Annotated in this window: 20 protein-coding genes; 10 read left to right on the plus strand and 10 right to left on the minus strand. The window is 64.3% G+C overall.

Annotation, left to right across the window (positions count from 1 at the left end):
- Positions 1-144: 144 nt before the first annotated feature.
- The 4 genes from GM672_RS15140 to GM672_RS15155 are packed head-to-tail and all read right to left on the minus strand — an operon-like array spanning position 145 to position 3,122.
- Complete coding sequence (locus GM672_RS15140; protein ID WP_155471370.1) at positions 145-624, minus strand: hypothetical protein; 480 nt, start codon at positions 622-624, stop codon at positions 145-147.
- Between the two features lie 42 nt (positions 625-666).
- Positions 667-951, minus strand: a complete 285-nt coding sequence (locus GM672_RS15145) for a DUF6587 family protein (protein ID WP_155471371.1) — start codon at positions 949-951, stop codon at positions 667-669.
- Between the two features lie 10 nt (positions 952-961).
- On the minus strand, positions 962-2,851 hold the full coding sequence (gene feoB, locus GM672_RS15150; RefSeq protein WP_155471372.1) for a ferrous iron transporter B: 1,890 nt from the start codon (positions 2,849-2,851) through the stop codon (positions 962-964).
- A 4-nt stretch (positions 2,852-2,855) separates the two neighbouring features.
- Positions 2,856-3,122: a FeoA family protein gene (locus tag GM672_RS15155; RefSeq protein WP_155471373.1), complete on the minus strand. Its 267-nt coding sequence runs from the start codon at positions 3,120-3,122 to the stop codon at positions 2,856-2,858.
- Positions 3,123-3,325: 203 nt separating this feature from the next.
- Between GM672_RS15155 and GM672_RS15160 the strand changes: the two genes are divergently transcribed.
- On the plus strand, positions 3,326-3,547 hold the full coding sequence (locus GM672_RS15160) for a (2Fe-2S)-binding protein (protein WP_155471374.1): 222 nt from the start codon (positions 3,326-3,328) through the stop codon (positions 3,545-3,547).
- Between the two features lie 171 nt (positions 3,548-3,718).
- Here the strand turns inward: GM672_RS15160 and GM672_RS15165 are convergent, their stop codons facing one another.
- A complete protein-coding gene (locus GM672_RS15165) occupies positions 3,719-4,399 on the minus strand; it encodes a Fe2+-dependent dioxygenase (RefSeq protein WP_155471375.1) in 681 nt (226 codons plus the stop codon).
- Positions 4,400-4,538: 139 nt separating this feature from the next.
- Between GM672_RS15165 and bfr the strand changes: the two genes are divergently transcribed.
- Positions 4,539-5,015 carry a bacterioferritin gene (gene bfr, locus GM672_RS15170; protein WP_155471376.1) on the plus strand — a complete coding sequence of 159 codons (477 nt, stop codon included), beginning with the start codon at positions 4,539-4,541 and terminating at the stop codon, positions 5,013-5,015.
- Between the two features lie 30 nt (positions 5,016-5,045).
- On the opposite strand, the gene GM672_RS15175 is transcribed toward bfr, so the two are convergent.
- Together GM672_RS15175 and GM672_RS15180 are read right to left on the minus strand one after the other, a co-directional pair.
- A complete protein-coding gene (locus GM672_RS15175) occupies positions 5,046-6,002 on the minus strand; it encodes a PfkB family carbohydrate kinase (protein WP_155471377.1) in 957 nt (318 codons plus the stop codon).
- An 86-nt stretch (positions 6,003-6,088) separates the two neighbouring features.
- Positions 6,089-6,700 carry a glutathione S-transferase family protein gene (locus GM672_RS15180; protein WP_155471378.1) on the minus strand — a complete coding sequence of 204 codons (612 nt, stop codon included), beginning with the start codon at positions 6,698-6,700 and terminating at the stop codon, positions 6,089-6,091.
- A gap of 154 nt (positions 6,701-6,854) precedes the next feature.
- On the opposite strand from GM672_RS15180, the gene purB reads away from it, so the two are divergent.
- The 4 genes from purB to GM672_RS15200 all read left to right on the plus strand — a co-directional run bounded on the left by purB (position 6,855) and on the right by GM672_RS15200 (position 10,084).
- Positions 6,855-8,228, plus strand: coding sequence for an adenylosuccinate lyase (gene purB / locus GM672_RS15185; protein ID WP_155471379.1), 1,374 nt, complete (start codon positions 6,855-6,857; stop codon positions 8,226-8,228).
- 169 nt (positions 8,229-8,397) lie between these two features.
- A complete protein-coding gene (locus tag GM672_RS15190; RefSeq protein WP_170300083.1) occupies positions 8,398-8,949 on the plus strand; it encodes a cytochrome b in 552 nt (183 codons plus the stop codon).
- Positions 8,946-9,497: a YceI family protein gene (locus GM672_RS15195; RefSeq protein WP_155471381.1), complete on the plus strand. Its 552-nt coding sequence runs from the start codon at positions 8,946-8,948 to the stop codon at positions 9,495-9,497. Before GM672_RS15190 ends, GM672_RS15195 begins: the two co-directional genes overlap by 4 nt.
- Positions 9,498-9,523: 26 nt before the next feature.
- Positions 9,524-10,084 (plus strand): YceI family protein, encoded by a 561-nt coding sequence (locus tag GM672_RS15200; protein WP_155471382.1) that lies wholly within the window; start codon positions 9,524-9,526, stop codon positions 10,082-10,084.
- Positions 10,085-10,155: 71 nt separating this feature from the next.
- On the opposite strand, the gene GM672_RS15205 is transcribed toward GM672_RS15200, so the two are convergent.
- Positions 10,156-10,353, minus strand: coding sequence for a hypothetical protein (locus tag GM672_RS15205; protein ID WP_155471383.1), 198 nt, complete (start codon positions 10,351-10,353; stop codon positions 10,156-10,158).
- 141 nt (positions 10,354-10,494) lie between these two features.
- Between GM672_RS15205 and GM672_RS15210 the strand changes: the two genes are divergently transcribed.
- Both GM672_RS15210 and GM672_RS15215 read left to right on the plus strand, forming a co-directional pair.
- Entirely contained in the window at positions 10,495-10,704 is a 210-nt protein-coding gene (locus tag GM672_RS15210) for a helix-turn-helix domain-containing protein (RefSeq protein ID WP_155471384.1), read from the plus strand.
- An 8-nt stretch (positions 10,705-10,712) separates the two neighbouring features.
- Positions 10,713-11,237 carry a Clp protease N-terminal domain-containing protein gene (locus GM672_RS15215; protein WP_155471385.1) on the plus strand — a complete coding sequence of 175 codons (525 nt, stop codon included), beginning with the start codon at positions 10,713-10,715 and terminating at the stop codon, positions 11,235-11,237.
- On the opposite strand, the gene GM672_RS15220 is transcribed toward GM672_RS15215, so the two are convergent.
- Together GM672_RS15220 and GM672_RS15225 are read right to left on the minus strand one after the other, a co-directional pair.
- The gene (locus GM672_RS15220; protein WP_155471386.1) at positions 11,234-11,983 is read right to left on the minus strand and encodes an SDR family NAD(P)-dependent oxidoreductase; all 750 of its coding nucleotides are present in this window, start codon (positions 11,981-11,983) and stop codon (positions 11,234-11,236) included. The genes GM672_RS15215 and GM672_RS15220 overlap by 4 nt on opposite strands.
- A 67-nt stretch (positions 11,984-12,050) precedes the next feature.
- Positions 12,051-13,184, minus strand: a complete 1,134-nt coding sequence (locus tag GM672_RS15225) for a hypothetical protein (RefSeq protein ID WP_155471387.1) — start codon at positions 13,182-13,184, stop codon at positions 12,051-12,053.
- A gap of 246 nt (positions 13,185-13,430) precedes the next feature.
- Here GM672_RS15225 and GM672_RS15230 point away from each other — a divergent pair, with 246 nt between their 5' ends.
- Together GM672_RS15230 and GM672_RS15235 are read left to right on the plus strand one after the other, a co-directional pair.
- On the plus strand, positions 13,431-13,700 hold the full coding sequence (locus GM672_RS15230; protein ID WP_155471388.1) for a GlsB/YeaQ/YmgE family stress response membrane protein: 270 nt from the start codon (positions 13,431-13,433) through the stop codon (positions 13,698-13,700).
- Between the two features lie 228 nt (positions 13,701-13,928).
- Positions 13,929-16,085 (plus strand): S46 family peptidase, encoded by a 2,157-nt coding sequence (locus GM672_RS15235; protein WP_155471389.1) that lies wholly within the window; start codon positions 13,929-13,931, stop codon positions 16,083-16,085.
- Positions 16,086-16,166 lie beyond the last annotated feature (81 nt).

A 16,166-nucleotide genomic window follows, 5' to 3' on the forward strand; every position in this document is an offset into this window, starting at 1 on the left:
CTGGGCTGGATACACGGGCTCGACTGTCGTCACCTGAGCACGCCGCAGCAATTTTTACGGGCTGCATTATTCCCGGCAGGAAGTTGAATGCTGAGTGGATAGTTCACTGCGACCGGGTGACAGCGCCTTTTTTTGGGCGTCGCTTCAGTCGGGGTCGATGCCGCCGGCACGCAGCAGGTCAAGATTGTCGTTGCCGAGGATACCGTCGCCAGTGCCACCCTGGCAGGCGATGCGTGCCACCCGCTGGCCATTCCTATCGACGTAGATGCTGTTCATGCCGCCCGCGGTTTCACCGATCGCGTACGTGTACCCGCCGTTGGTGAAAACCAGCGATATCGCGCCAGCGGTGTGGTGCTCCAGCCGGAAACGGCCGGCGGGCGGCTCACGCCTGGCCGGATACGCGAACTCGATACCGGCGGCGGTGCCGGCACGGTACTGCAGGTAGCCACTGGCCGGCGTCAGCGTGGCAGAGGCACACAGCGCATACGTCTTGCCCTTTGCATGGCAGGCCATGATGATTTTTTCCTGCGGTTCGCACAGGGTCGCCTTGCCGGCGCCCTGGGCGCCTCCGGCAAGGCTGGCCAAGACCATAGCGGCAGCAATCTGCATCGATTCTTCGGACATTAAAAAGCCCGCACGCGGCGGGCCTGAAGGTGGACGATCAGCTCAGCGCTGCACATGCAGCTGTATCACCCGCCGGGTCGTTCCCGTATCCCGCGGCGCGTCCGCATCGGCGCCTGCCTTGGCCGGCGTCTCGCACGAGCCGCAGCTGCCGCAGCCGTCGCCGCAGCTGGACTGGGTCTTGAACAGCCTTGCCAGCTTGTCCTGGTTGAAGCCTCGCCGCGACAGGGCGTGGACGATCTGGCGGCGCCATGCCGCCGGCAGGTACTTGGTGCATGCGTGCAGCACGCAGGCCGCGACGATCATTCCGACGATCAGTTCCTGCCACATGGCGCTCTCCTTATGCCCCCAGCAGGCGGGCGGTGTGATACGTGATGAACGAGGCGCCGTAGGCCAGCGCGAACATGTAGCCGGCCATGATGAAGGCGTAGCGCGACTTGCCCGTTTCGCGGCGTACCACGGACAGGGTCGACAGGCACTGGGGCGCGAACACATACCAGGCCAGCAGCGACAGGGCCGTCGCCATCGACCACGATGCGGCCAGCACGGGCGTCAGCGACGTGGCCAGCTCGTCGCCCGTCTGCGACAGCGCGTACACGGTACCCAGGGCGCCGACGGCCACCTCGCGGGCGGCCATGCCCGGCACCAGCGCGATGCAGATTTCCCAGCCGAAGCCGATCGGCGCGAACACCACTTCCAGCGCGCGGCCCAGCATGCCGGCGATGCTGTAGTAGATCGGCGGATGGGTGGCGCCTTCCGGCGCGCCGGGGAAGCTCGACAGGGCCCACAGCAGCACCATCAAGGTGAGGATGACGGTACCGACGCGCATCAGGAAGATCTTGGCGCGTTCCCACAGGCCGATGGCCAGGTTGCGCAGGTGCGGCCAGTGGTAGCGCGGCAGCTCCATCATCAGGGCCTGCTGCGTCTTGGTGCCGGCGGCACGCTTCATGACCCAGGCCACGGCCATCGCCGAGATGATGCCGGCGAAGTACAGCACGAACAGGATCAGGCCCTGCAGGCTGACGGTGCCCCACACTTCGCGCTCCGGGATGAAGGCGGCGATCACCAGCGCATACACGGGCAGGCGCGCCGAACACGTCATCAGCGGCGCGATCATGATCGTCACGAGGCGGTCGCGCGGGTTCTGGATCGTGCGGGCCGCCATCACCCCGGGAATGGCGCAGGCAAAGCTGGACAGCAGCGGAATGAAGGCGCGGCCGGACAGGCCCACGCCGCCCATCAGGCGGTCCAGCAGGAAGGCCGCGCGCGGCAGGTAGCCGACATCTTCCAGCACCAGGATGAAGAAGAACAGGATCAGGATCTGCGGCAGGAACACGAGCACGCTGCCGACGCCGCCCAGGATGCCTTCCACCAGCAGGCTGCGCAGCACGCCTTCGCCCATATAGGTGCCCAGCAGCGCGCCCAGGCTTTCCACGCCGCCGGAGATCATCTCCATCGGCACGGCTGCCCACGTAAACACGGCCTGGAAAATCAGGAACATCAGCACGGCCAGGATCGCCGGGCCCACCACCGGGTGCAGCACGACATTGTCGATCTTCTCGGACAGGTCGTCGGTACGCGCTGCTTCCTTCGATACCAATGCCAGGATGCGGCGCACCTCGCGCTGCGTTTCCTCGACGGAGACGGCATCGATCGCCGCCAGCGCCTTGGGCTTGACGGGCACCACGGGCCACATATCGTCCAGCGCGCGCAGCAGCGACTTCTCGCCGCCGCCCTGCACCGCCACCGTTTCGACGACGGTCATGTGCAGTTCCTGGGCCAACTTCGCCGCATCGATCTCGATGCCGCGCTTCCTGGCCATGTCGACCATGTTCAGGCACAGCACCATCGGCAGGCCGAGGCGCTGGATCTCCAGCACCAGGCGCAGGTTCAGGCGCAGGTTGGTGGCATCGACGACGCAGACGACGACATCGGGCGAACCGTCGCCGGCACGCAGGCCCGCCACCACGTCGCGCGTGATGGCTTCATCCGGCGTTTGCGCCGTCAGGCTGTAGGCACCGGGCAGGTCCAGCACGCGGTAGGGGTGGCCGGCCGGCGAGACGAAATGGCCTTCCTTGCGCTCGATGGTGACGCCGGCGTAGTTGGCCACTTTCTGGCGCGCACCCGTCAGGCGGTTGAACAGTGCCGTCTTGCCGCAGTTGGGATTTCCCAACAAGGCGATCATCGGCGCGTGCGAAACCACCTGCGCCACTTTTTCCGTTACACCCATGTTCTTATTCCGGCTGAATCGCGACCATGGCCGCTTCGTAGCGGCGCAGCGCGAATGTGCTGTTGCCGACCTTGATTGCCAGCGGCTCGCCGCCCGGCATCCCGCGCTTTAACATGCGGATTTTCTCGCCCGGCACGAAGCCCAGCTCCATCAGGCGGCGCACCAGGTCCGCCCCCTCTTCGGTGCCGCCGGCGGGCGTCACATGCACGACCGTGCCGATCTTTCCCACCGCCAGCGTGTCGAGATTGATGAGGGATGGCGCGAGGGTCATGGCAGTTCTTTGAGGAAAGTCAATCTGGTCATTATAAAGGCAATGCGAATGGTTTGTATTTGCAGGATACGCTTGCATTGTACGCTTTGTTGCGTCAGAATAGGAAACGTAATGATAATGATTCTCATTAAGAAACCCTTAAGATTATCGAAAAGATCAACGGGTTTTTGACCGGAATCGCTACCTGCCAGAGGGTGCTTGAAATGATCGTTTGTGTTTGCAACAACATCTCCGACCGTGAAATCCGCCAGGCCATCGACCTGGGTATCAGTTCCATGGACGAGCTGCGCGAAACGCTGGGCGTTGCCACCTGCTGCGGCAACTGCCTGACCTATGCGGTCGAGGTACTGGACAAGCATGTCGCCGCCAACAGCGACGTGCAGATCACGGAAACGGTGCTGAAGCGTCCGACGCTGGCAAGCTGAACTTCCACAGCGCCGCCATGGCGCTGCATGTTGCACCACCATTCAAAGGCTGGGGTCGATTCCGACTCCGGCTTTTTTGCATTCGTATGGCGTACAAAACCGGGGACAGTCCCCTGTTTCCAGGCAACGTTGCTCAGAAACAGGGGACTGTCCCCGGTTTCTGGCCAGTCGTCAGGTCTCCGCCCACATGCGCAGCAGGTTGTGATAGTGCCCCGTCAGGCCGACGGTGGCTTCGTTGTCGCCATGTTCGCCGCGCAGCTTCTGGATGTTCTGGTCCAGGTCCAGCAGCATCGTCCGCTTCCAGTCGTCACGCACCATGCTCTGCGTCCACAGGAACGACGCGACCCGCTCGCCCGCCGTGACGGGATTGACGCGGTGCACGCTCGACGACGGATACACGATGGCGTCGCCGGCCGGCAGCTTCACTTCATGGGCGCCGTACGCGTCCATGACGACCAGCTCGCCCCCTTCGTACTCGTCCGGCTCGCTGAGGAAGACCGTCGTCGACACGTCGGCGCGCAAGGTCGGGCCGTTGCCGGCCGGCGTGCGGATGGCACCGTCGATGTGCAGGCCGTAGTTCTCGCCGCCGGCATAGCTGTTGAAGTACGGCGGCAGGATGCGCAGCGGCAGCGCGGCCGCGAAGAACAGCGGGTTGGCAGTAAGTGCGCGCGCGATGATGCTGCCCAGTTCCACGGCCAGCGGCGAGCCTTCGGCCAGCTGGCGGTTGCGCTTGACCTGGGCCCCTTGCGTGCCCACGCTGGCGCGCCCGTCGACCCAGTCGGCGCCGGCCAGCGCCGCGCGCATCCGGCCCACCTGCTCTGGCGTCAACACGCCGGGAATATGCAGCATCATGGTTTCAACTCACGTTAAGAAGGACACAAATGATAATGGTATTCATTCGTAGTATCAATCGACAGTGCGTCCCTTCTTATGTGCGCCCCTTCGTGGCAGAATGGCGGGACTTTTCATCACAACGAACAAAGGTACACCCATGAAGGGCGATAAAGACGTGCTGCGTCTGCTGAACGCACAGCTGACGAACGAACTCACCGCGATCAACCAGTATTTCCTGCATGCCCGCATGTACCGTCACTGGGGCCTGGAGAAAATCGCCAAGAAGGAATACGAGGAATCGATCGGCGAGATGAAGCACGCCGACAAGCTGATCGACCGCATCCTGATGCTGGACGGCCTGCCGAACCTGCAGGCGCTGCACAAGATCCTGATCGGCGAATCGACCCCGGAAATGCTGGAGGCGGACCTGACCCTGGAACGGGGCGCCCACGTCACCGTCAAGGAAGGCATTGCCCAGGCGGAAAAAGTGGGCGACTACGTGTCGCGCGACCTGCTGCTGGAAATCCTGGAAGACACGGAAGAGCACATCGACTGGCTGGAAACCCAGCTGGACCTGATCGGCAAGATCGGCATCCAGAACTACCTGCAATCGCAGATGTCCACCGACGACTGATGCATCACCGCGACCGCGCGGCCCCGTCGTTCAGGGGCCGCTGAAGGTCGTGCTGCTGTCCTGCTGCCATGGTGTCAGCCATTCCTGGTAGCAGGACAGATCGGCGGGCACCGCACCGGCGTGTCCGCAGGTCGATGCCGCAAAGGCGTTGGCCCGCGCCAAGGTCTGCTCCATCGTCCAGCCCCGCAGGCGCCCCAGCAGGAACACGGCGTTGAACGCATCCCCCGCTCCCACCGCATCGACGAACGAAGTGCCCAGCCCGGTACCGTGATCGGCCACATGTGCGCCATCGGCCGACAGGTACAGCGCGCCGCGCACGCCCATCGTCACCACCAGCGCCGACAGCGAGAAGTTGTGCATCATGGCGCGGCATTCCGTGTCGACCGAAATGCATTCCATGTTCACCGTGTCCGGGCAGGTGTGGCAGTACCACTTGAACAGCTGCTGCAGCTCGCTTTCGTTGACCTTGACGATATCGGCCTGCTGCAGTGAATCGAAGACGATGGTTTCGTCGACAAAGCCCTCGCGCAGGTTCAGGTCGAGAAAGCGCACGGCCTGCGACTGCTCCAGCAGTGCGTGCAGGGCCGCGCGCGAGCGGGGATCGCGCTGGGCCAGGGTGCCGAAGCAGAAGATCGAAGGACGGCTGGCCTGGCTCGCCGCCAACGCCTGGGCGCTGTCGATATGGTCGTAGGCCTGGTCGGGCAGGATGGTGAAGCGGTGGCTGCCATCGACGCCCACTTCAACCTGGACGTGGCCGGTGGCTTCGCCGGGGCCGATCTGCAGCCCCGTTTCAGGCAGACCGAAGCGGGCGAATTCATCGCGCACCAGGGCGCCGTTGGCATCGTCGCCGATGCGGGTGATCATCGTCACGGGCAGGCCGAACCCGGCAAGGTGGCGCGCCAGGTTGAACGGCGCCCCGCCGACTACCCTGGCCGTGCTGAAATCGTCCACCAGTGCTTCGCCGAATACCGTTACCGCTTGTTCCATGGCCGCCCCGTTCGATGGTTGTCCGGCACAGTGTACCCGAACTGCCCCGGCGTTCAGGGCACGAAAGACGCAGTGGAGGCGCGCCTTCAGGCCTGCGGCAGCGAGTCGCGGAAGGAGGGACGCTCGACCAGCTTGTCGAGCAGGCGGCCCAGGTTCGGATGGTCGCCGCGCCAGTCGATTTCAGGGAAGCGGAAGGTCAGCCAGCCCAGCGCGCAGCCCACCGCCACGTCCGCCAGCGAATAATGATTGCCCGCGCACCAGGCCGAATCGCCCAGCCGCGCCGACATCGAGGCCAGGCCCCGCGCCACCTTCGTGAGCTGGCGCTGGCACACGGCTTCGCTCTGCAGCTCGGGCGGGCGCTGGGTGCGCTCCATCCGCACCACGACGGCCGCGTCGATGACGCCGTCGGCCAGCGCTTCCCAGTTCTTGATATCGGCCCGCTCGCGCCCGTTCGGCGGCAGCAGCTTGCACACGGGCGTGAGCGTATCGAGATACTCGACGATCACGCGCGAGTCGTACATCACGTAGCCGTCTTCCATCACGAGGCAGGGCACCTTGCCGAGCGGGTTCAGCTTGTGGATGGTGGTTTCCGGCGCCCACGTGTCTTCCAGCTCGATCTGGTAATCGAGCTTCTTTTCGGCCAGCACGACACGCACCTTGCGCACATACGGACTGGCAAGCGAACCGACTAGTTTCATGGGAATCCGTCAAGGATAGGGGATGAAACCAGTATAGCATCGGCTGCCTGCCGCAAGGAGGGCCCTGGCGCGGCCTTGCGCTGTCGCCAATAGCAGTGGCGCCCGATGGTAAAATCTGTCTTTTTCCCGCCCTCCCTTCTTCTCTTCTGCCACTATGACGACTCCCTACTCCACGCTGTCGGCCCTGTCTCCGCTGGACGGCCGCTACGCCGCCAAGACCGACAAGCTGCGCCCGATCCTGTCCGAAGCCGGCTTCATGCACCACCGTGTCAAGGTCGAGATCGCCTGGCTGCAGGCCCTGTCGCAGGCCGGCTTCGCCGAAATCAAGCCGTTCTCGGCCGATGCCACCGCGCTGCTGGACAAGCTCGCTTCCGGCTTCACGGAAAGCGACGCGGCCCGCATCAAGGAAATCGAAGCCGTCACGAACCATGACGTCAAGGCTGTCGAATACTGGCTGAAGGAGCAGGTCAAGGATGTGCCGGAACTGGTGGCCGCGTCCGAATTCATCCACTTCGCCTGCACCTCCGAGGACATCAACAACACGTCGCACGGCATGATGCTCAAAGCCGCGCGCGACGGCGTGATGCTGCCGGCCCTGAACGGCCTGGTGGCGCGCCTGACGGAAATCGCCCACGTCAACGCCGAGCTGCCGATGCTGTCGCGCACGCACGGCCAGACGGCCAGCCCGACCACGCTGGGCAAGGAATTCGCCAACGTCATCGCCCGCCTGCAGCGCGCCATCGAGCGCATCGCCAAGGTGGAAATCCTGGGCAAGATGAACGGCGCCGTCGGCAACTACAACGCCCACCTGTCCGCCTATCCGTCGTTTGACTGGCCGGCCTTCTCGAAAGCCGTCATCGAACAGCGCCTGGGCCTGGTATTCAATCCGTACACGATCCAGATCGAGCCGCATGACTACATGGCCGAACTGTTCGACGCCTTCGCGCGCGCCAACACGATCCTCTTGGACCTGAACCGCGACATCTGGACCTATGTCTCGCTGGGCTACTTCAAGCAAAAGCTGAAGGCCGGTGAAATCGGCTCGTCGACGATGCCGCACAAGGTCAACCCGATCGACTTCGAAAACTCCGAAGGCAACCTGGGCCTTGCCAACGCCGTGCTGAAGCACCTGTCGGAAAAGCTGCCCGTGTCGCGCATGCAGCGCGACCTGACGGATTCGACCGTGCTGCGCAATATCGGCGTCGGCTTCGGCTACACCCTGCTGGCCTACGACAGCTGCCTGCGCGGCCTGAACAAGCTGGAAGTCAATCCGGCCCGCCTGGCCGCCGACCTGGACGCCAGCTGGGAAGTACTGGCCGAACCGGTACAGACGGTGATGCGCCGCTACGGCATCGAGAACCCGTACGAGCAGCTGAAGGAATTGACGCGCGGCAAAGGCATCACGAAGGACGCGCTGCAGGAATTCATCGGCAAGCTGGCCATTCCCCAGGAAGCGAAGGACCTGCTGCTGGCCATGACGCCGTCGAACTACACGGGCATCGCGGCCCAGTTGGCCAAGACGATTTAAGTCTTCCATAACTTCTGCACCTGTTGCGGCAGCGTTCTATCCGGTAAGGTTAGACCTGCCGCAAAGCGGGCCAGTCACCGGCATGCTTTGCGTTTCCCTGCTATATTTTTAGTTCTAACAAGTACTAAACAGGAAGGACGCCGCGATGCCGGACACCCCCATCACGCCCATCACCCGCTACACCAGGACGGCCATGCTGCTGCACTGGCTGATCGCCATCCTGATCGTGGGCGCCTTCACGATGGGCCTGGTAATGACGGATATTCCCGGCTTCACGCCCACCAAGCTGAAATACTATTCCTGGCACAAATGGGCCGGCGTCACCGTGCTGGCCCTGGCCGCGCTGCGCCTGCTGTGGCGCCGCGCCAACCGCCCGCCGCCGCATCCGCCCGGCTTGCCGGCCTGGCAGGCCAAGGCGGCCGATGCCACCCATGTGCTGCTGTACGTGCTGATGTTCGCCGTGCCCCTGTCGGGCTACCTGTACACGACGGCGGCCGGCGTGCCCGTGGTCTACTTCGGCCTGTTCCCGATTCCCGCCGCCTTCAGCGCCGATCCGGCCCTGAAGGAGCTGCTCAAACCCGTGCATTACTGGCTCAACATGCTGATGGCCGCTGTCGTGCTGCTGCATGTCGCCGCCGCGCTGAAACACCATTTCGTCGACCGCGACGATGTCCTGAAACGCATGCTTCCCTATTTCCAGAAACGGAGTTCCGCCCCATGAAAATCACGCAAAACATTCTGCTCGCTTCCCTGCTGGGCGTATCGCTGGCAGCCGGCGCCGCCGTGCTGAAGACCGATCCGGCCAAGACCACCGTGTCGGCCGTGTTCAAGCAGATGAACGTGCCGGTGGAGTCGAAGTTCACCAGGCACCGCGTGGTGATCGACTATAACGCGGCAGCCGTCGACACCTCGAAGGCGACGGTGGAAGTCGATACCGCCAGCCTGGACCTGGGCGAAGCGGAAATGAACAAGGAAGTGGCGAAGAAGGAGTGGTTCAACGCGGCCCAGTATCCGAAGGCCACCTTCGTCTCCAGCTCGATCAAGAACGCCGGCGCCGGCAAGCTGACCGTGGCCGGCAAGCTGACCATCAAGGGCAAGGCGGCCGACGTCACCTTCCCCGTCACCGTCAAGACCGAAGGCGGCAAGCAGGTCTTCGACGGCGCCGTGCCGATCAAGCGCCTGGCCTTCAATATCGGCGAAGGCGAGTGGAAGGATACCGGCATGGTGGCAGATGAAGTGACCATCAAGTTCCACGTCGTCAGCCAATAAAAACCGCTTTACACCAAGGAGACCCGATGAAATCCACGCTGTTGATTGCCCTCTTCGCCCTGGCCGGTGCCGCCAATGCCGCCACCTACAACATCGACCCGAACCATACCTACCCAAGCTTCGAAGCGGACCACAAGGGCATGTCGCTTTGGCGCGGCAAGTTCAACAGCACCAGCGGCACCATCACGATGGACCGCGCGGCGAAAACGGGCAGCATGAACATCGTCATCGACACGACGTCGATCGATTTCGGCCACGACAAGATGAACACGCATGCCAAGGCGGAAGACATCTTCAACGTGGCGAAGTTCCCCACTGCCACCTACAAGGGCAAGTCCTTCAAGTTCGACGGTGACCGCCTGGTGGCCGTGGACGGCGAGCTGACCCTGATGGGCGTGACGAAACCCCTGCAACTGACGGTGAACCGCTTCAAGTGCGCGGTGGATGCACGCATGAAACGGGAAGTGTGCGGCGCCGACGCCAGCGCCGAATTCAAGCGCACCGATTTCGGCCTGAACTTCGGCATTCCCGCGTTCGCGCCGGAAGTGAAGCTGGCCATCCAGGTGGAGGCCATCGCGGCCGAATAAGTTACTGCGGCCCGTACAGGGCCGCGATGCCCCGCCTTGCGCGGGGCATTTTGCTTGCTGTCAGCGGCGGTTCAGGCCAGCGCTTCCTTGGCCGCTTCCTCCGGCGTCAACGCGGCGCAATACTGGTCCGTGAACCAGTCGACCTGTTCCTCGATATGGTCCTGCGCTTCCTTGACGGTGGCGCCGCCGGCGACCAGGAAGCCTTCCACCTCGATGCACCATTGGATGAACGCCAACGTCTCCTCGTCGAGTTCTTCTTTCTTGGCCATGTCATTCCCCTTCATCAGTAATGGCGGATCGGTGCGATTCGCGCTGCCTCGATTTTACTAGGTCGGCGGCAGGCACGAAGTTTTCGGCCAGTGCCGTCATCTTTTGTTGACGAACCCAAAAACGTCAACTAAGATTGACGCATGATCGATTTCACCCAACTCCCCCACCCCACCGACCCGGCCGACGCGCTGGCGGCCGTGGTCGCCCTGCGCCTGGCGGCGGACAAGCTGGAGCGCCTGGCCGTGGCCCAGGCCATTGCCCAGGGCTGGTCGTGGAGCCAGGTGGCCGACGCGCTGGGCGTGTCGAAACAGGCGGCCCACAAGCGCCTGGCCCCCCTCATCCAACCCTAGGAGAATCCATGCTGCAACGAATCAGACAGCGCCTTGCCGACATGCGCACGATCAAGATACTTGCCGAAGCGGCCGAGCGCCACGCGGGCGCGGCGGGCGAACGCGAACCGGGGCCGGAACACTTCCTGCTGGCTGCGCTGGATTTGCCGGACGGGCTGGCCCAACGGGCATTTGCCCGGCTGGGTGTCGATCCGGCCGGCCTGCGCGGCGCCATCGCGGCCCAGCACGGTGCCGCGCTGGCCGGCATCGGCGCGGACCCGGCCCTGCTGGCGGACACGGCACCGTTGCCGCCGGCCACCGGACCGTATCATGCCAAGGGGTCGATGCAGGAGGTGATGCGGCAGCTGGCCGACTGGCCCCGCGCGCGGCCCACGGAACCGCTGACGGGTGCCCACGTGCTGGCCGTCATCGCGTCAAGCCGGCAGGGCACGGCGGCGCGGGCCCTGCGGACGCTGGGGCTGGATGGCGGGCCGCTGGCCGAGGCGGCCCGGGCAGAGATCGCCGCCCATCACTCCACTCTCCACGCCGGTTAGCGCGCCGTATAACCGCCATCGATCGGATAGAAGCCGCCCGTGCAGAAGGAAGCCCGGTCCGACAGCAGGAAGGCGGCAAATTCCGCCACTTCCTCGCGCGTGGCCAGCCGCTGCAGCGGGTGTGCGGCGGCCATGCCGTCCAGTGCCTCCCGCGGCATTTCCAGCATGCGCGGCGTGGCCACGTAGCCGGGGCCGATTGCATTGACGCGCACCTTCTTTGTCGCATATTCCAGCGCCACCGCCCGTGTCAGCCCCAGCACGCCGTGCTTGGCCGCCGTATAGGCGCCGATGCCAGCGACGCCGACGATGCCGTTGGCCGACGACAGGTTGACGATGGCACCGCCACCGGCGGCCACGATGGCCGGCAGTTCCGCCTTCAGGCTGAGGAACATGCCGGTCAGGTCCGTCTCGATGACGCTGTTCCATGTTTCCAGCGACAAGTCTTCCAGCAGCGTGTCGTGCGGCCCCGTCAAGCCGGCGTTGTTGACGGCCAGGTGCAAGGCGCCGAAGCCGGCGACGGCACGCCGCACTGCATCCTGCATTGCCGCTTCGTCGCGCACGTCGGCCTCGATTGCCAGTGCCCGCCCGCCTTCCGGATCGAGCTCGCCGCGCAGGCGTTCCAATGCAGCGCCGTCGTGCCCCACCAGCGTCACTGCCGCCCCGCCTGCAAACAGCCGCCGGGCGATCTGTTCGCCGATTCCCGTTGCCGCGCCCGTCACGAGGGCGCTTCGTTTGTTGAGCTCCATGCCAGCCTCCCGGAAAAAAAAGAGCCCGCAAAAGCGGGCTCAAATGGCAGACGTCTAGTCGTATTGCTTACTTGCCGTCGCGATCCCAGTCGCCTGGCAAGGCACGTTCCACCTTGTCCCAGGCCGAGCGGGAAGCGTGTTTCGCTTCATCCCACGACAGGCGCGAGTTGCCCTTGCTGCGTTCCCAGTCGCTGCGCAGCGAGGTTTCGTTGGTATCCCAGTCGCCACGGTAGTTGGTGCGGCTGGTGTAGCCCAGCGAATAGGCTGGGTCGTAGTCGTCGTACTGGTAAGCGGGGTTGTAGTAGGACTCGTTGCGGAAATTGTTTTCCCAGTAGACTTTTTCTTCCGCTGGGTTGACCAGGCCGCCGATACCCTTGCCGGCCATGCCGCCAGCCAGGGCACCGATGGCGCCGCCTGCTGCCATGCCGACCGGGCCGCCCACGGCGCCCATCGCCATGCCGGCCATGGCACCGCCGCCGGCACCGACGCCGGTGGCCATGTGGTGATCGGAGAGGTCGTCACCGCTCTTTGGATTCACCACCTCGGCTGCGCCCTTGCCTGCCAGGCCGCCGGCAATGCCGCCGACCACGGCACCAGCGGCCATGCCGATCGGGCCGCCTGGCGTACCGGCCGCCATGCCGGCCATCGCGCCGCCTGCCGCACCGACGCCCGTGCCGATGACGTGCTGGCCTGCGCTGTCTTTCCAGCTCGATTCGATATGGGCTGCGTCCTCGTCGGAACGGGCATTGACGCCCATGACGATGCCGCCCGACTTCAGGCCTTCTTCATAATGCTTGACGCGTTCTTCCGGAATACCGGCACCGATCAGCGCGCCCAGCAGGCCGCCCGTGACGCCGCCTGCACCGGCACCGGCCAGCGCCGCCGCCAGGGGACCGGCCACGACAATGCCCAGGCCCGGCAGGACCAGGGTCGTGCCCACGGCCGCCACGGCGGCCAGTGCGGCGCCGATGGCACCGCCAACGCCGGCACCGATGCCCGCGCCTTCGGCAGCCTTGCTGCCCAATTCCGTGTCCGCCGTCTCACTGCCGAAATGACGCTTGCGGGTGTCGTCCGACATCAGCACATTGACGTCGTCCTTGCCGTAGCCGCGCGACGTCACGTGCTGATAGGCACGCTCGGCGCTCTCACGGTCGTTGAACAGGCCGGTTACCAAGCGGGAATTTTTTGTCTCGTTGTTCATGGTAATTCCTTTCTAGTGGTTGGGGATACCGGTCCACGATACCCCCCGCACCGCTGGCCTTCTGTACGTTTCCGCACCATACAGTCTGCGTTCCTGCAGGCATGTTTTCCACCCGGCAGGTGCCATCCAACAGAAACCGGTTCTCCGTTCGCTGGCGCACGGACCAGCCCTGCGGCGGCGCATACACTTTTTTCTCGGCAGGGCAACCTGCCCGGTCTCTCAATTAACGATATAAGGGGAATGAGCATGAACTTTATTATCTGGATCGTTATCGGCGGCATTATTGGCTGGCTCGCCAGCCTGGTGATGAAAACGGACGCCCAACAAGGGATGTTCCTGAACGTGGTTGTCGGTATCGTCGGTGCACTGCTGGGTGGTTGGCTGCTCTCGCCTCTGTTCGGTACGGGTACCATCAATGCTGACGACTTCAGCCCGTTGTCGTTGCTCGTCTCCTTCCTCGGCGCAGTCATCCTGCTGGCCATCGTGAACCTCGTGTTCCGCGGTCGCGCGCGCTAAGAAACACGTCCTACCTGGTCGTACCCGAAGCCAACGCCGCGGCGTTGGCTTTTTCACGTCTGGCCTTTCTCCAGCTTATTGCTGCGACGCAGCATCCCGACGCCGAATTTCCTTCAGTTTTCAGGGCAAAATTTGCAATTGACGGATCGCTACGTGAACCGGATACTTCGCGTGCCCGGGCTGGCACGTCGCCACGCCTGCCTGCCTTTACCACTCATCCAGACTCGCATGAAAAAAACTCTTCTCGCGCTTGCAATCCTGTCCGCCACGTCCGCGTATGCCGACGAAGGCATGTGGATGCCGCAGCAACTGCCCCAGATCGCCAAGCAGCTCAAGGCCGCCGGCCTGAAACTGGACCCCGCCAGCCTGACCAAGCTGACCGAATTCCCCGGTGGCGCCATCGTCAGCCTGGGCGGCTGCTCGGCCTCGTTCGTGTCGCCACAGGGCCTGGTCGTCACCAACCACCACTGCGTGTATGACAGCGTGGCGCAGAACTCCACGCCGGAGCGGGACCTGCTGGCCAACGGCTTCGTGGCCCGCTCGCTGGCCGAGGAAGTGCCGGCCGCGCCGGGCACCCGCGTGTTCGTGACCAAGGAAGTCATCGACGTCACGTCCAAGGTGGTGACGCCGGACGTGGCGAAACTGTCCGGTAAGGCGCGCAGCGACGCGATCGAGAAGAACCAGAAGGCCCTCGTGGCCGCCTGCGAACAGGACGCCGGCCACCGCTGCACCGTGCCGTCGTTCTACGGCGGCCTGGAGTTCTACCAGATCAAGCAGCTGGAAATCCGCGACGTGCGCCTGGTGCACGCGCCACCGGCCGGCGTGGGCAAATTCGGCGGCGACACGGACAACTGGATGTGGCCGCGCCACACGGGCGACTACGGCTTCTACCGCGCCTATGTCAGCCCGGACGGCAAGGCCGCCGACTTCAGCAAGGACAACGTGCCGTACGCACCGAAACACGTGCTGAAGCTGGCCAGGGAAGGCGTCAAGGAAGGCGACTTCGTCATGGCCATGGGCTACCCGGGCCGCACCAACCGCCACCGCCTGCCGTCGGAAGTGCAGTTCACCTTCGACTGGCTGTACCCGGCCTTCGTCAAGGCGTCGGGCGAGACGCTGGCCATCATCGACCGCGAAACGAAGGACAACAAGGACACGGCGCTGAAGTATGCCGGCCAGGTCGCCAGCATCAACAACTACTACAAGAACCGCCAGGGCATGCTGGACTCGTATGCCGGCAGCGACTTCCTGGCGCGCAAGACGGCCCAGCACGAAGAGCTGAAGGCCTGGGTCAACGCCGATGCCAAGCGCAAGGCCGAATTCGCCGCCGACATCGGCAAGGTCGAGCACCTGATCGCCGAGCGCGATGCCGCCGTCAAGGCCAACTTCAACTTCAGCTACGCCCAGCCGAAACTGCTGTCGACGGCCGCCATGCTGTATCGCCTGTCGGTCGAGTCGCAGAAGCCGGACGCCGAGCGCAAGGCCGGCTACCAGACGCGTGACCTGCCCCGCATCAAGGCCCGCGTGGCGTCGCTGGTACGCACCTATGACGCCAAGGTCGACAAGGCCCTCGTCATGCACCACCTGAAGAACTACCTGGCGCAACCGGCGGCCGAGCAGAAGAGCGCCTTCAACGCGGCACTGGGCATCAAGGCCGGCATGAGCGAGGCCGAACTGTCGGCCGCGCTGGACAAGCTGTACGCCGGCAGCAAGCTCGGTGTCGATGCCGAGCGCAATGCATGGCTGGACAAGAAGCCGGCCGACTTCCAGGCCAGCGGCGATGCCTTCATCAAGGCTGCCGTCGCCACCTTCGACGCCTTCATGAAGGACGAAGCGGAGGAGGAAGAACTGGGCGGCAAGCTGCAGCAGGCCTACGGCAGCTACATGAAGGCCAAGATTGCCTTCATGAAGAGCCGCGGCCAGGCCGTGTACCCGGATGCCAACAGCACCCTGCGCGTCACCTACGGCAATGTCGCCGGCCGCCCGCACGGCGCCGACGGTACCGCCTGGACCGCCTTCACCACCGTCCAGGGTGTGGCCGCCAAGGCCACCGGCCAGGGCGAGTTCAACGCACCGAAAGCCCAGCTCGCCGCCATCAAGGCCAAGGACTTCGGCAAGTTCGTCGATCCGAAGCTGAAAGCCGTGCCGGTCAACTTCCTGGCCACGCTGGACATCACGGGCGGCAACTCCGGTTCGGCGGCACTGAACGCCAAGGGTGAACTGATCGGCCTGGCCTTCGACGGCACGCTCGATTCGATCATCTCGGACTGGGACTTCAACAAGGCCAACACGCGCGACATCCAGGTCGACCTGCGCTACATGCTGTGGAATATGAAGCACGTCGACAAGGCCGACAACCTGCTGAAGGAAATGGGCGCGGAGTAATCGCCCGGCCTCGACCGTTTTACGTTGTGCATGCAGCCACGCCTTCGGGCGTGGTTTTTTTTCGCCCGCTGCATCGGTCTT

It is taken from the genome of Pseudoduganella buxea (assembly GCF_009720835.1).
GTDB classification, from domain to species: Bacteria; Pseudomonadota; Gammaproteobacteria; order Burkholderiales; family Burkholderiaceae_D; genus Rugamonas; species Rugamonas buxea.

Coding starts and splice junctions, on each gene's coding strand:
- GM672_RS15180 (WP_155471378.1), bottom strand. CDS start 6,700: ATGAAACTAGTCGGTTCGCTTGCCAGTCCGTATGTGCGCAAGGTGCGT.
- GM672_RS15195 (WP_155471381.1), top strand. CDS start 8,946: ATGAAAATCACGCAAAACATTCTGCTCGCTTCCCTGCTGGGCGTATCG.
- GM672_RS15200 (WP_155471382.1), top strand. CDS start 9,524: ATGAAATCCACGCTGTTGATTGCCCTCTTCGCCCTGGCCGGTGCCGCC.
- GM672_RS15160 (WP_155471374.1), top strand. CDS start 3,326: ATGATCGTTTGTGTTTGCAACAACATCTCCGACCGTGAAATCCGCCAG.
- GM672_RS15215 (WP_155471385.1), top strand. CDS start 10,713: ATGCTGCAACGAATCAGACAGCGCCTTGCCGACATGCGCACGATCAAG.
- GM672_RS15155 (WP_155471373.1), bottom strand. CDS start 3,122: ATGACCCTCGCGCCATCCCTCATCAATCTCGACACGCTGGCGGTGGGA.
- GM672_RS15235 (WP_155471389.1), top strand. CDS start 13,929: ATGAAAAAAACTCTTCTCGCGCTTGCAATCCTGTCCGCCACGTCCGCG.
- feoB (WP_155471372.1), bottom strand. CDS start 2,851: ATGGGTGTAACGGAAAAAGTGGCGCAGGTGGTTTCGCACGCGCCGATG.
- bfr (WP_155471376.1), top strand. CDS start 4,539: ATGAAGGGCGATAAAGACGTGCTGCGTCTGCTGAACGCACAGCTGACG.
- GM672_RS15225 (WP_155471387.1), bottom strand. CDS start 13,184: ATGAACAACGAGACAAAAAATTCCCGCTTGGTAACCGGCCTGTTCAAC.
- purB (WP_155471379.1), top strand. CDS start 6,855: ATGACGACTCCCTACTCCACGCTGTCGGCCCTGTCTCCGCTGGACGGC.
- GM672_RS15175 (WP_155471377.1), bottom strand. CDS start 6,002: ATGGAACAAGCGGTAACGGTATTCGGCGAAGCACTGGTGGACGATTTC.
- GM672_RS15140 (WP_155471370.1), bottom strand. CDS start 624: ATGTCCGAAGAATCGATGCAGATTGCTGCCGCTATGGTCTTGGCCAGC.
- GM672_RS15205 (WP_155471383.1), bottom strand. CDS start 10,353: ATGGCCAAGAAAGAAGAACTCGACGAGGAGACGTTGGCGTTCATCCAA.
- GM672_RS15220 (WP_155471386.1), bottom strand. CDS start 11,983: ATGGAGCTCAACAAACGAAGCGCCCTCGTGACGGGCGCGGCAACGGGA.
- GM672_RS15165 (WP_155471375.1), bottom strand. CDS start 4,399: ATGATGCTGCATATTCCCGGCGTGTTGACGCCAGAGCAGGTGGGCCGG.
- GM672_RS15230 (WP_155471388.1), top strand. CDS start 13,431: ATGAACTTTATTATCTGGATCGTTATCGGCGGCATTATTGGCTGGCTC.
- GM672_RS15210 (WP_155471384.1), top strand. CDS start 10,495: ATGATCGATTTCACCCAACTCCCCCACCCCACCGACCCGGCCGACGCG.
- GM672_RS15145 (WP_155471371.1), bottom strand. CDS start 951: ATGTGGCAGGAACTGATCGTCGGAATGATCGTCGCGGCCTGCGTGCTG.